Source organism: Anaerobutyricum hallii DSM 3353 (genome assembly GCF_000173975.1).
GTDB classification, from domain to species: domain Bacteria; phylum Bacillota; class Clostridia; order Lachnospirales; family Lachnospiraceae; genus Anaerobutyricum; species Anaerobutyricum hallii.
The window spans coordinates 49686-64819 of the sequence record NZ_ACEP01000029.1 but is presented as its reverse complement, the minus strand read 5'-3'; the positions used below and the strand labels follow the sequence as shown (position 1 = coordinate 64819).

Here is a 15134-nt window from a genome sequence, read left to right as displayed (position 1 = left end):
ATTCACCTAATTATTTCGGATACTATTTCTCTGTAATCATATTTACTAACTTCTGAATATTGTTTACATCAGTAAAACATGTAAGATGATTTCCAGGAATCATAATAACAGTAACATCACCAATGCAATTTTCTCTCCAAAAATTTATAACTTCTTCACTTCGATGGAATACAATTTTCTCTGTATCTTCTGCTATAAATAAACGAATATCACCTAAATATGGTATAGGTTTATATATAGCTCCATTTGTACTTTGTTTGAATATATCAAATAAATAGACAAACATTTGAATTGGCATATTTTTCGATACACTGTTTATATACAGTCTTATTCTTTCCTCTTTCTCAATCTCCCGAAGACCATTTATGTATTCTTCTACTTTATTTTTAGATTTCTGTTCTATTCCTGTATATTTTCCAAATTTCTCATCCATATATTCATATAATTCCCGCTCATTTAATTGATATTCCGCCAACACAGGATACGTTATATTTACCATAGGTAAAAACATTAGTTCCATTACTACCTCATCCTCAATACTATATTTCCCTGGTATACTATCAATCAGAGAGACATCAATAACATCAACTCCCTTATCCATCATATTTTTTGCAACCTCAAAAGCTATCATTCCGCCAACACAATGTCCAATAAGTTGTATTTTATCATAGCCTAAGTCAAGTATAATTTTTGTATATTTATCAGCAACACTCTCATATAAATGCCCTGCATAAAAATCTAAATATTGCTTTACATTATTTAATGCTATACTAACAATAGTCCCCTTTTCTTCATTACATAGACCTTGTATAAATGGTAAAAATTCATCAATCGATCCCAAGCCAGCGTGGAAAATCACAACTAATTTATCTTCTTTCCCTTTTTTATGAATTTTTAGCTTGCCAAGTTCTTCCTCATTTACCTCAGCATCTTCATATCTGCTATTCACTTCTTTTTTTAAAATAATTTGATCTATGTATGAAACTATCTCACTCAAAGTCGGGGAATTAATCGTCTGTTTCAGCAATATATCAAACGGTACATCACATTGACTCCCACTTTCTTTTAAAAAATTTCGTATTTTTCCAACTGCTTGTGCCATAATCAAAGAATCTGCTCCAAAACTACGCAAATCCGAATCTGGTCTAATATCGCTTCTCTGTAGCAATTTACACCATATCTCTTTTATCGGAAAATAAGTAGATGAATCACTATTTATTGTGTTTTTCGTATCTGCCTCTTTTTTGTCCTCTACAATTTCTATATTTTTAAGATATTTTCTGTCAATTTTACCATTAGATGTTAATGGCAATTTCATTACACGTATATTGTATGGAATCATATATGCCGGAAGCATTCGTTTTAACTCATTTAATACATATAGGCTAAAATCTTCCGTAAATTCAGATGGCTGCGGTTCAACATATGCAATTACTCTTTTTTCTCGTCCCTTTTCTCTACACAAAACTGCAGCATATTTAACGGATTTAATTTTTTCTATATTAGCCTCGATTTCTCCTAACTCAACCCTAAATCCATTCAATTTTACTTGAGTATCACGCCGACCTAAAAATTCAATATTTCCATCTTCTAAATATTTTCCTTTATCACCTGTATCATACATTCTTTCTCCATTTACCATAATAAATGCTTTCTCGGTTAGTAGCGGTTCATTTAAATACCCTTTTGCCAATCCTATACCAGAAATGAAAATATCTCCAACAGCACCCAACGGGCATATTTCTTTTTTACTATCCAATACATAAACTTCTTGATTTGGAAGAGCTTTTCCATATGGTATACTTTTCCATTCATCAAAAAGGTATTCATATTCATAATATATTGACCAAATTGCTGCTTCTGTTGCTCCACCTAAACTAATTACCCGTGTTTTTTCCATACAAGCAGAGATTAATCTTTCTGGCAAAGTGAGCGGTATCCAATCACCAGACAGCAATGAGCACCTTATGTTAAACTGTTCCGTTCTTTTTTCATTTTCTCTGTATTCCAGAATCATCTGCATTATGGCTGGAACAGAATTCCATACAGTAATTTTTTGTTTCACTATCGTCTCAAATAAATAAGAAGGATCTGCAATTCTGTTTTCATCAGGTAAGAACAATTTTCCTCCTGCCGACAAAATTCCAAATATGTCATAAACTGATAAGTCAAAACTTAATCGAGATACTCCAAAAACTATATCATTAGTGGAAATATTCAGCATTTTATTTACATAATATATTGTATTCAATGCAGACAAATGAGAAATAGCAACCCCCTTAGGTTTTCCCGTACTCCCAGATGTAAAAATAACATACGCTATGCTGCTATTGGGGACTTGCGGAATTTGTTTTGTAATTATTTCATTGTTTTGTTTGTCTGCATAAATGTACTTAACATCTAAAAACATTAACTCTATCTTGCTACAACTACTTATCAAAACATATTTTATTCCCGCCTGTTCAATAATTTCATTTATGCGTTTCTTAGGTTGTTGAATATCTATCGGTACATATGTGCATCCGTTCATTAAAACGCCAAGAACACTTGCTATTTGATAGTTTGATTTTGGCATAAAAATCCCCACAAGATCTCCTGGAATGCACCCTTCCTGTTGAAGTTTATTTTGAACGAACCAGCTTTTTCTTACTAATTTACTGAAAGACCATATTTCATTTTCATCTTGAACTGCTTCTTTTTCGGGACATAATTCTGCCATTTCCAAAATAGAAGAATACAACAAGCCACTCGGCAAATCATATTTTTTCTTACTAATTTTAATGTTTTTATTTAATATAGCAGTCACCTTTTCTACATTCCAATTTTCTGCGTCAATCAAAAAATTGCAAATTAAATCTTGAAACATTAAAAACATTTCATCTATAACCTCAGGCAAAAAAATTCCTTCTCGCACATCCCAATTTATTAATAACTCATCGTCCTGATCAAACACTTGACAATCAATAAACACCTGTGGAGTTTGAGAAATACCATTTTGATAATATTTACCATGGTAACCTTCTTTCTTAGTATTCCGGATCACTCCAATTCCACTAGTAAATACATATGGCATGATAATATTCTCTTTGCCTTGAGACAATTCACGTAATACTTCAACACCAGAAAAAAACTTATGTTCCATATCTGTTAATAATTGTTGCTGAATTTGTTTCACGTATTCTCTAAAACTCTTCTGAATTGAGAAATCAACTGCCAACAAATTTATTGAAGTAAAATCCCCAACAATATTATTTACTTTGCTTTCATAACTGTTTCTATTTAAAGTCGTTAAATTCATAACAAATTTTTTGTTGGTACTCCATTTTGAAATAACCATAGCGTATGCAGATAAAATAACAGCAGAACTTGTCAATCCCATCTTACTAGAAATCAATTGTATAGTTTTCCACTTGTTTTTTTCAACAACAAATTTGTATCTTTTAAATATAACATTTTTATCAATATTCTCAACAGCATTAATAATAGGGAGATCCGGTTTTTCAGGAAACTCAGCTAAGCGTTCTATCCAATATTCACGATCAGAAAAATATTTTGGTGTATACTTCTTTACTTTTTCACAGTATATATAATCACTAAAATTGTATTCAATTCTAGGTAATGAAGCCGTTGGATTTTGATATAACTTTTCAAATTCGTCTATTAATATCCATATGCTTGCCCAATCCGCTATCATAAAATCGATAGAAATACCCAGAATAGCCTTATTGTGACCAGATACACACCCTATATCAAACATAGGCCATTTTGAAGCATCATATATTTTATGTCCTAATTCAGTTTGCAAAGTTTCTTGCGTATATGTTATGTTGCGATTTGTATACAACGTATACCAAGGAGTATCTCTTAAAATTTTTTGAATTCCTGTATCACTAAAGATTACTCGCAGCATAGGATGTCGATTAATTAGAATATTCCACACTTCCTCTACACGCTGAGAATCCAATTCAGAATACTCAACCTCCATATAAATGTGGCACGCTGCATTTCCATATTGAAAAATATTTTTTCTTCCAATCAAATACGCAGACTGTACATCTGTTAATGGAAAACTGTCTCCTTGCTTTCCTTTCCATAGTTTTTCTGGATGCTCGGTACAATTAATAATTGTCAGAAGTTCATTTTTACATTTTCTTATTTCCTCTATGACTTCATTTGTCATAATTCCTGACGGCGCTCTATATTTTATTTTTCCATCAACATTACTAAGTTTTACTTTCTTATCCTGCAATTTTACAAAAAGTTCAAAAGCCTTTTTTAAATTATTTGCATCCATAGCGTATTATTCCTTCCTTATAATAAATAACTTTTGATTTAATGGTGCTAATGGACTAGTATCACTTGGCACTACCACTAACTCTCTTTCACTTATTCCGCAACCCCAAAAAACTTCTTTCCATTCCTCCATTTTCAAAAAAGTTTCATTACATACTTCCCTTGCATCTGTTGGCCGGCTCATCATAAATGATTGTGATAACATTAACTCATAATTCTCTCCCACTGGCTCAGCAATAAGAGCAATACCGCCATGTACTAAGCTGCATATGATTTGTCTCATAGAATAATCCGTATTGACAGCATTATTCATCATTCCAGCAGCTATGACAATGTCCACACTCTCTTCAGCAATTCCCTGGTCACTTAAGTTAGAATCAATATTTATCACCTTATACTCTAATTCTTCTTTTCCCTGGTACTTTTGAGCAGCAAAATTGAGAAAATATTTTGTAATATCAGAATAAATATATGCTATTTTTTTAGTTGAATTTTCAAGAACCTTTAATATTCTGTCTGTTGTTGCTCCTGTTCCTGCTCCCAATTCTAATATCCTAATTTTATCTTTTTTAGTATGTTCTATAGCGAATGAAAGAATCTTTTCTATACAATATGCAAGATATTTTTCCATTAAATTTTCTCTATAGAAACAATTAGCTAACTCTATTGTTCCTTCCGGAAACAATAATAACGCAGCATTCATTTCTCCTGATAACAAAGCTTCCATTTTTTCAATATGTTTTAAATAATAATTAATGACATGTTCTCCTGATAATTTTCCAACCCACTTATCAGACACAATTTTCCAATTGTCTTTCTCACATATACTTGTATTTTTCTTTTTCCATTTAATTTTCCCAGCATTACATTCTATATATCCATTTTCACTTAAAGCATTAAGCCACCTTTGTAAAATATGCATATTTGAATCTGCCACCTTTAAGCAACTTACAATTTCTGTTATTGATATATTCTCCTTCTCCCCAGTCGCCTCGTACAGTTTGTATGAAATAGACTCCAAACATGCGATATTCATTATATGTTTTGCTTCTTCAACATAACCATATGTAATATCTGGTTCCAAATAAAAGTCAATATTGTTTGCAGTTTTTTTGATTTCTAGTGAATCATTTAAAAAGGTGTTTTTTTCTTCAAAAAAATCTAAAACATAGTTATTTAAATCAACTGCATGATTTGCATTTTGATACAATCTTGGGTAGCCAATCTTTTGAGTTATAAGCCCCCATATACTGGGAATTACAATTTCACTTTGAATTTTCCGACGATATTCCGTCATTTTTTCAAAATAAATATTATCTATAAATTCTTTAATTTCTTTTTTTATAGCATCTATCCATTTTTTGCAAAAAATATCTTTATAGCTCAACTCACTTTCTGACTCATACCAGTACATTTTACTGTCAAATATCCTCTGATCTAATTCATCCCCCTTCTTGATAAATAAGTCATGAGCAGCTCGAAATTGCGGTTTCCAAATAATCGGTCCATTAACATCAACCATGAAAAGCATTCCTTCCGATGTATAAATATTTATCTGTTGTAAATAATAGCAATAACTATCAGAATCGACTGTATTTACAGAATTATATACTTTAATACTCAACGGTATATCGTTAATACTACCTGAAGCAATAAAAAAATCTTGATTTTGTATCCAAAAATTTTCAATCGAAAATCTTGCCTTTTCCCTGAAAATTCTCAAAATATTGTCCAGTAGACTATATATAACTTGATTAGCACAAGCACATTCTATTGACAATATTTCATTTTTCCTCAACAGCCCTTTAGAGCACTCAATGTATTTATGAACAGTGTCCATGTACTTATAAAAATTTGCTACATGAAAAAATACCCCCTTCTCAATTGAACATTTTACACATTTTTTCATCTCGTCTATATGAATAGGCTGTTCAATGAATACATGAATACCTTTAGACAAAAATTTTAATGCCAGTTCACTTCCATCACCTCCCATTACACCCGTTCTGACAGCAATAAATACAATGTCTATATCCTCTGGGATTTTATCTATCGATGTATATAAATTAACATTATATTTTTCAGCACATAGCCTTGATCGTTCACTTCCATTAGAAAAAATGCCTATGAATTCCACGCACTCTTTCATCTTACTAATAGCATCTATATAAAATTGTCCAAACTTACTACCACATACAAGTGACTTTAATTTTCTCATTTTCTCACCTTCTCAATAAAATAGGGACAAGTTACACTCCTCAATATCTAATACTCGTAATTTGCCCCTAAAAATGCGAGCTATTTTTCATTATGAAATATACTAAAAAACAGATTTGACAATGTTAAATTTCTCCACACTCCATCTCGATATCTTCCATAATGACATTTTGTCTTACTAAATCTATCTTTTGAGCCAATAATTTTATCGTAACATTTTCAAAAATATCACTAATCATAATTTTACAGCCAAATTCTTTCTGAATATCTGAAATCAATTTGGTTGCTATTAATGAATCACCACCTAAAACAAAATAATTATCTTCAGTCCCTAAATTTTCATAACCAAACATTCGTTTCCAAATATCCAAAAGTTTTTCTTCTGTCTCCGTTACTGCTTTTGAAAATCTGATAACCGAAGTTTCTTCTTTAAAATCTTCCCGTAATTTTTTCCGGTTAATCTTTCCATTGGACAATGTTGGAAGCTGTGCCATAAAATGATAGTTTTGGGGAACCATATACTCCGGCAGCTTTTCCGACAGATATTCCCTAAGTGCTCCATCATAATAGGACAAGACAGATGCCTGCTGCCTACTGCAGCATATACATCTCCCATATTCTTCTGTTACAACAATGTCCTGGCCTAATCCTGCCTCTGATAAGCATTCTCTCCACAGCAGACAATCTGGGGTAACCATCCCCGCTTCTTTTCTCTTGTCCCGAATATCTGCGAAACCATTTTCCAAAAAAGTTGCTGTAAGCTCCTGAAGATATGTCCTTACCACAAGATCTGTCATTAACAATATCCCATTTGGCTTCAGTAATTCCGCTACTTTCTTTACCGCATCCACAGCGTCAATATTTCTATGCAAAGCATTTACCGATATCACGACGTCATAACTATGCAGAGCCATCTGCTGCTTGTCCATGCTTTCTTCCAGATTCAGCATTTCAAACTCGACTCTTTCATATCCCGCAAGCTCTTTCTCCGCTTCCTGCAGAAAATATTTTGAAGAATCCACATATGTATACGCCACACTTACATCTTCCAGCACATTTAAAATCTGTCTTGTAATTGCAGCATCCCTTGTCCCAATCTCTATAATCTGGAGTGGTTCTTTCCTGCGCCCTTCTATCAGAAGTTTTAATTCCTGCACCAGTCTTTCCACGGTCTCCTCGTAACCCGGAATCCTCCGAAGCAACATATTCGGAGCCAGCGCCGAATCTTTCTGGTAAAATACATCCAGCGGAACTTCATTCCCAGTAACCATATGCTTCAGATACGGCTTCAGTTTCTTAAAATACGTTTCCGCATCTCCAGCTTTTTCCGGTACAGCTACTTCCTTCCCGGTACGCGATAGTCTGCCGTCCTCTTCTCTCAGGATTCCTTCCTTCTTTAAAATTTCCAACCATCTTGCCACAGTATTCTTCTGTGTTTCCGTAATGCTCCCTTTTTCAAAAATTTCCTTCTGCGAAAGAACTTCCTTCTCTGATACAAAAACGCCTAACTCTATGAGTGTCTCCAGCATAAGCTGTACACATCTCTGGTCTGCATAGGCAAGGAAATTTTTGTATGCTGTCTTCCGTTCCTGCTGCATCTGCCAATTGCTGACATCATCCTTCAGTTCTTTCCAGCCCCCGCCAAAGATATCTGTGCCGTACAAATACGTTGTAACTTTAGAATCTTCCTGCAGCGGCGCTCCGATATAAGCAGCCAGCGTTTTATTGCCATGACCATCACTAACTGTATCAACAACTGCATGAGCCACACCCGGAAACTCCTGAATAGCATGTTCAATTTCTCCCAATTCAATCCTGTGTCCACGGATCTTTACCTGATGGTCTTTTCTTCCCAAAAATTCAATTGTCTCATCATCCCAGATTCTTCCGAGATCACCGGTCCGATACCATCTTCCATACTGATCTGTGATAAATTTCTGCCCCGTAAGCGCAGAATCTCCCCTATATCCTTTTGCTACACCAAAACCGCCAATCCAGAGTTCGCCTTCTGCCCAGTAAGGGCAATCCCTTCCATACTCATCCACAACACGATATGCCTGATATCTGAGTGGCTTTCCATAAGGAATAGATTTCCAGTTTTTCGGCATCGGCAGGGTAACATTCTGATAATTGGACCAGATACTTGCCTCTGTAGCTCCTCCCATAGCGACAAACTGGCAATCCTCTGTCCATGCCGCAACCCTCTGCGGGAGATCCATCCCAATCCAATCTCCGGAAAGCATAACCGCCCTGATCGGCAGTTTCTGTTTCATGGATTCCGCCCGTATCAAAAGCATATCCAGAAGCACCGGCACTGAATTCCAAACGGTAATCTGATATTTCAACACTTGTTCCAGCCAGTAATCCGCATTCCTTCTCTCCTGCTCTGGAAGCAATACCAATGTTCCTCCTGCGCCTAGAATTCCAAAAACATCATATACCGACAGGTCAAAATCCATAGCTGATACAGCCAGCGCCCGATCTGCACTTGTCACATGGTACTTTTCATTAATATCCTGAACCGTATTCCATGCGCTTTCATGCGCAATCTCTACACCCTTCGGAACACCTGTAGAGCCTGACGTCATGATGATATAGGCGCTGTCCTTCGGCGACACCTCTGGCAGTCTCACATTTTTCTGTCCCTCTTCCATACCTTCCATCACAAGGATTTCCGTACCTTCCGGCCAGTCCAGTTTTTCGGATAATTCCCGATTCGTGACCACATAGCGGACTCCCGTCTTCTCATGAATTAACGCTCTCCGATCTTTAGGCTGGCTTAAGCTGACCGGAAGGTATGAATTTCCGGAAAGCAAAATTCCTAATGCCGTCTCGATCTGTTCTATCCCGCGCGGCAGGGTAAGTGCAACCGGGACTCCCTTAATATCCTTTTCTGAAATCCCTGCCGCCACTGCTGTCGCCCGTGCTTTTAATTCCCCATAGGAAACCGATCTTCCGCTTCCCGCATCAATAAGCGCAATATCTTCCGGGCAAACTTCCGCATGGTTCATAACAGCCCAATGCAGGCATTCCACACGCTCCGGCACTCTTGTACGCGCTGTATCTTCAATTTCTCTTTTTCTTTTTTCAGGAAGCACATCAAATCGCTGATTCCAGTCCTTCTTTCCCAATTCATGCAGAAGATTCTCAAAACACTCCAGCATATCCGGGATCATATTCTCCGGGAATAACTTATCCACGCTGTCCCATGTAAGCTGTACGCCATTTTCATCTTCATAACTCTGGAAGTCATTCCACACCTGCGGCGTTTGGGAAATCATATAGGAAAACTGCCCCAGTTCTTTCCGGAACGTATCATTTACCAACGGCGTTCCCAGATTGCAGGCAAAAACAACCGGCGCCACTGCCGATGCGTCTCCATACATCTGTGCAAGGTCTCTCTGGACTTTCACGCCGGAATATGCCGTATACTTCATATCCTCATGGAGCTGCTTCTGAATCCTGTCTAGCAATTCTGCAAACGTCGGATTCCCTTCGCAGTCAATCTCCAGCAATAACAGTGTAGTGAAATCTGCTATCACGTCTTCCAATCCCTGCTGCTCTGTTTTCCGGTTAAAAAATGGAATATTAATAAGGAAACGATGATTCCTGCTCCACCGTTCCAAAACCGTCGCATATGCAGTAAGAAGAACCATTGCCGGAGTTGTCTGGTATTCCTTTGCCCGTACTTGCAGATGAGCCCACTCTTCCTTGCCAATCCTTACAATCCTGCGGTTGAATACAGTCTTTGTCACTTCCTGCGGCCGTTTTGCCAGTGGCAGGCCTGGCCCTTTCGGCAAATGCTCCAAGCGTTTTTTCCAGTATCCTTCTGCATTGTTTCTCTCTTCCTTATCTTCCTCTTTCTGCCGTTCCAGATAAGAAGCAAAATTCCACCCTTTTGATTCTGCCGGAAGGCTTTCTCCGCGATAGGCAGCCGCCAAATCCCTCAATAAGATCTGCAAACTCTGTACATCGGCAACCAAAAGTGCCATATCCACGTGCATGCGTGCCCTATTTTCAGGAAAAAGCGTAAGCTCTATTCCTGCCACTTCGCCTTCCTCGATCTTTAGCTTCCGATGGGATAAACGTTCTCTGACAGATACTGCCATTGCCTCTGCTTCCTCAGATGACATCTGTGAAAAATCATGAACCTTTATTTTTTCACAATACGGCTTATCCAGGATTTTCTGTGTCCCATCTTCCAAAAAGCAGGCACGCAGCATGGGATGATGATACTGCAGCACATTCCATGCTTTTTCCAGACGCTCCGGATCTATATTTCCCCCATCAAACTCTAAATACGCATGACAGTCTATTCCTCCAAGAGCCTGTTCTTCATCCCTGCCAACCCAATATGCATACTGTACGTCTGTTAAAGGAAACGGCTGTTTCATATCCTTTTCCGGCGTTATCTTAGATTTTTGCGCCCGTTTTTTGCCCGCTTTTTTCTTCATGCTGCGCTGGATCAGCGCCCACCAGCCTTCAAGGGTAGGATTTTCCATCAATGAACCGAATGAAACCTTAACCCCCTGTTTTCTCCACTGGTTTACCAGACGCATGATCGTCAGGGATGAAAGCCCAAGCTCCAGCAGATTTTCGGAATCCCCCAAATCTCTGGCTACCGGCAGCTTTTGTTTGATCTGTTCCTTTATCTCTATATATTCCATGATTCTGTCTCCTTCTATTTTTCCTGCGCCATCCGTTCTAATGCTTTCTTATCTATTTTTCCTACGCTGGTCAGCGGCCATGTCTCTACCCGTTCTATCTGATCCGGCATTTTATACGCCGCAACGCCTATTTCCCGCAGGAACCTGTGGATTTCCTGCAAATCGATCCCGGCTTCATCATCGGTCACAAGGAATGCACATATCCGGTTTCCAAGGGTTTCATCCGGAACGCCGACAACGGCTGCCTCTTTGATTTTCGAATGCCTGCAAAGGTAAGCTTCAATCTCTGAAGGCATGATCTTTTCTCCGGCGCGGTTAATCTGCTCTTTGATTCTCCCGCCCAAACGTAACCTTCTGTCTTTCGTCCACATAGCTTTATCGCCCGTCCGGTAAAACCCGTCCGGCGTAAAGCTCTTTTTATTTGCTTCCTCCGCCATATAATAACCATCAATCGTATACGGGCCTCTGGATAATAATTCCCCAAAAACTCCTTCCGGTACGGCCTTATCTTCTTCATCCACAATCTTCACTTCATCCGCAGGAGACACCGGAGTTCCCTGACATCTTGCGATCAGGGAACCTTCATCCTCCGGGCTAGTAAAGGACAGTAGCCCCTCCGCCGTACCAAATACCTGCATCAGTTTACACGGCCATTCTTCAATGATCTTATCCGCAAGGGAATCTTCCAGCATTGCGCCGCCCACCTGCAAAATCCGCAGGCTGGATATATCATAATCTTCATCCCATTCCAGCATTTCCATGCACACAGTAACCATAGCAGGAACCAATGCCGTTATCGTGACACCTTCCTCTGTAATTGCGTCAAGGATATCATCCGGGCTGGTCGCAGACGCAAGCACAACTTTTCCTCCCACGTCCAGCGTGCCTAAAAGCCCCGGGCAGCATAATGGGAAATTATGAGCTACCGGAAGAGACGCCAGATAAACGTCACTGCTATCCAAGCGGCATCTCTTCGCGGACATGCGGGCATTATACATATAATCCGTATGGGTGCGCGGAATTAGTTTCGGAACCCCTGTCGTCCCGCCGGACAGCAAAAGCACCGCCGTTTCATACCCATCCACAGCCGGAAATGCTCCATTTTCTCCACACGTTTCCGCAATCATTCCACTGATATCCCCGGATTCGCTATCTACAAATATATGCCGGATACATGAATATTTCTCTTTCATCGCATTTGCCATCGGCACATATGAAAATCCCAGATATTTCTCCACCACAATATAAGCGGCCGGCTTTGCCAGTTCAATAATTCCTTCCAGTTCCGCCTCCCTGTGGGCCGGCAGCATCATGATTGGCACCGCCCCAATCTTGGAAAGCGCAAAAAACACGATCACAAAAGAAATCCTATTCGGAAGCTGCACAAGCACTTTGTCTCCCTTTAAAATCCCTTTACGCAGAAAAGCTGCCGCAAGACAATCTGCTTTTTGCTTTAATTCCATATAACTGATCTCGTCTTCGCTGTCCGTGACCGCAGTTCTTTCTCCATATTTTTCCGCCCACTTATCAAGCTGCTCTCCAAAGCCGCATCGTTCCCATCCTTCCAGATGCTCGTATTTGCTCATATCCTTCTTATAACTCATTTGATTTGTCTCCTTTCTTATGCGCCGCCACATACGCAGCATATCCCTCAATCTTTACTGGATACAAATGCCATCCCTGGCCTTTCCTGCCTTTTTCTGTAATTTCCCCGTTTCTGACAGAGAAGAAATCCATTCCTCTTCCCAATCCAATACCGATCGCTTTTACATACGCTTCTTTCGCCGCCCAATACTGGAAAAACAGTTCCGGTCCCTCATTTATTACATCTTCCGCTTCTTCTGCCGTATAGAAATTCCCGGCTATCTCCCTGTAATCCGGGCATCCTGCCATTTCCTGCACATCCACTCCGATATCCATTCCGACAGCGAATCCCTCCAGTATGAATTCCCCCGAATGCGAAATATTAAAATTGACTGTCTGCTTTCCTGCGATTTCTTTATGATAAGGCTTACCCAGTTCATTGACAGAAAAATCAACTGTTTCCACATCTAAGTATCTTTTCAAGAGAATTCGCACGATAAGTTTCCCGGCAATATAACGCATCCTGTCTTCAGGAAAGCGGAACTTTCCGGCTTGCTCCGACTCCTGCTCACTCAGGATATATTCATGATTCTTCCAGAAATCTGTCATTTCCGGCCAACAGATGCACCATATATGTATCTCATTTTCACGGATACGAAGTTTGTCTGCTGACAGAAATTCCTTCTCCCCGCATCGTTTAACCTCCATTTTTCATTCCCTGAAGCCGTCTCTCAACCTCACTTATTACTTCGTCTTCGTAATCCCGCAGATAAAAATGCCCTCCCGGAAATATTCGGTAGTCAAAATCATTATCCGTATACTTTCCCCATTCACAGATTGCACTCTCATCCGCTTCACCGTCCTTTTCTCCGCCAAATGCAGAGATAGGTGTATGCAGCACTACTCCCGCTTTATCATAATACGTTTCATCCATGGTAAAATCCGCCCGCAGCATAGGCAGAAAGAAATCCAACAATTCCTGATTCTCTAGTATCTCTTTTGGCGTCCCTTCAAATCTTCCCAGTTCCCTCTTAAACGCTTCATCCGGAAGATGATAGATTGGCTTCGGTTCCGGAATGCTGGGAATCCGGCTGCCGGAAATAAACAGGTATTTCGCTCTATATCCCTCTGCCTCCAATCGCTTTTCCAGCTCATAGGAGATCTTCCCGCCCATACTGTGCCCCCATAAGGCATACGGTCCGTCCACAACCTCTCTTACAGCCTCTTCCAGATCATCTAACATAACCGGCATATCTATATACGGTTTCTCCATGATCCGTTCTTCCCTTCCCGGAAGCTGGACTGGACATACCGTTACTTTTCCCTGCATCTTTTTCGCCCACTGATTATAAGCAGACGCGCCGCCTCCTGCAAACGGCAGGCAGAACAAGGTTATTTTCTCTTTGTTGATATTTTCTGTATTTTTTATCAATTTCAAATTCACTTTTATATTCCTCTTGTATCATGTTCTTTTTGTTCTGTTTATCATCCTTTTGCAATACGCTTTTCCCAGGTATTTCTTATTCCTATCATGGATTAGTTCACTCTAACTCTTTATCAAAAAAAATTTTGGTCCATCCTAATATTAAACCAGACGCCAAAACAATATGCGCTACCATAATCCCGTTTACGATCAGGGAATATCCAATCACAGAAAAAACACCTGCTATCGCGCATTCAATAACTAAAATTACCCTCGCGCGCATCCCATAAACTTTTTTCTCTTTCGCATCCAACTTCTTGCTGCTGGCATCTACCGGCGCCATGATAAATATAACGCCAACCGCGACAAACCATATGATCCGCATTTGCCATATTACAGCCGGAGCAGACGCCAGATACAGACTGCATAGAAGGACAAGGATACCGGAAACAGCCATGCAGCCCCCTGCCTTTTCCAAATGAATCCCTCCGGCATACTGCCTTAAAACAGTAAAGGGCAATAAAAAGACTATCATCTCCATCCAATTCCCCGTTATGATGCCAAGTATGACGATGATAAGGTATATTACCACCCTGCCCAGCAGTACGCCGTAAGCATATTCATACAGCCTGCGGTCTTTCTCTTCAAGAATCCCATTCCTGCTTTGTAGTTCAAAAAGCCGACCAGCCATTTTTTTCCACACTAGAATTTCCTCATTTTCTTAACTTCTTCCGGCTCATCTTCCTGATAGTACAGCCAGTTGCACGCCAGATTTGCCGTATACGCCGTCAAGCAGAGTGCAAGACAGTTTACAGCTCCAAGCAGTTTGATTCCCAGGTTTTTTCTGATTATTTTTTTCATAGTTACAAAGCCTCCTTTTTTCCGAAAGTTTACACAAAAATCGCCCTCTTTTCAATTACCGCGGCAAAAACGGTAACTTTTTGGGCGAT

At 39.2% G+C, this 15134-nt stretch carries 8 protein-coding genes; all 8 read right to left on the bottom strand.

Going from position 1 to position 15134, the window contains the following annotated elements; all coding sequences use genetic code 11:
- Nucleotides 1–22: 22 nt before the first annotated feature.
- Nucleotides 23–4294, bottom strand: coding sequence for a non-ribosomal peptide synthetase (locus EUBHAL_RS01965; RefSeq protein WP_005344235.1), 4272 nt, complete (start codon nucleotides 4292–4294; stop codon nucleotides 23–25).
- Nucleotides 4295–4300: 6 nt separating this feature from the next.
- Nucleotides 4301–6511, bottom strand: coding sequence for a bifunctional Gfo/Idh/MocA family oxidoreductase/class I SAM-dependent methyltransferase (locus EUBHAL_RS01960; RefSeq protein WP_005344234.1), 2211 nt, complete (start codon nucleotides 6509–6511; stop codon nucleotides 4301–4303).
- A 124-nt stretch (nucleotides 6512–6635) separates the two neighbouring features.
- Entirely contained in the window at nucleotides 6636–11177 is a 4542-nt protein-coding gene (locus tag EUBHAL_RS01955) for a non-ribosomal peptide synthetase (RefSeq protein WP_005344233.1), read from the bottom strand.
- Between the two features lie 14 nt (nucleotides 11178–11191).
- The gene (locus EUBHAL_RS01950) at nucleotides 11192–12781 is read right to left on the bottom strand and encodes a (2,3-dihydroxybenzoyl)adenylate synthase (RefSeq protein WP_005344232.1); all 1590 of its coding nucleotides are present in this window, start codon (nucleotides 12779–12781) and stop codon (nucleotides 11192–11194) included.
- Nucleotides 12771–13469, bottom strand: coding sequence for a 4'-phosphopantetheinyl transferase family protein (locus EUBHAL_RS01945; RefSeq protein WP_005344231.1), 699 nt, complete (start codon nucleotides 13467–13469; stop codon nucleotides 12771–12773). The genes EUBHAL_RS01950 and EUBHAL_RS01945 overlap by 11 nt, the downstream gene beginning before the upstream one ends.
- On the bottom strand, nucleotides 13459–14205 hold the full coding sequence (locus tag EUBHAL_RS01940; protein ID WP_005344230.1) for a thioesterase II family protein: 747 nt from the start codon (nucleotides 14203–14205) through the stop codon (nucleotides 13459–13461). Before EUBHAL_RS01940 ends, EUBHAL_RS01945 begins: the two co-directional genes overlap by 11 nt.
- Before the next feature lie 97 nt (nucleotides 14206–14302).
- Nucleotides 14303–14887, bottom strand: coding sequence for an accessory gene regulator ArgB-like protein (locus EUBHAL_RS01935; protein WP_005344227.1), 585 nt, complete (start codon nucleotides 14885–14887; stop codon nucleotides 14303–14305).
- The gene (locus EUBHAL_RS01930) at nucleotides 14887–15045 is read right to left on the bottom strand and encodes a cyclic lactone autoinducer peptide (RefSeq protein WP_005344225.1); all 159 of its coding nucleotides are present in this window, start codon (nucleotides 15043–15045) and stop codon (nucleotides 14887–14889) included. The genes EUBHAL_RS01935 and EUBHAL_RS01930 overlap by 1 nt, the downstream gene beginning before the upstream one ends.
- Between the last annotated feature and the right edge of the window lie 89 nt (nucleotides 15046–15134).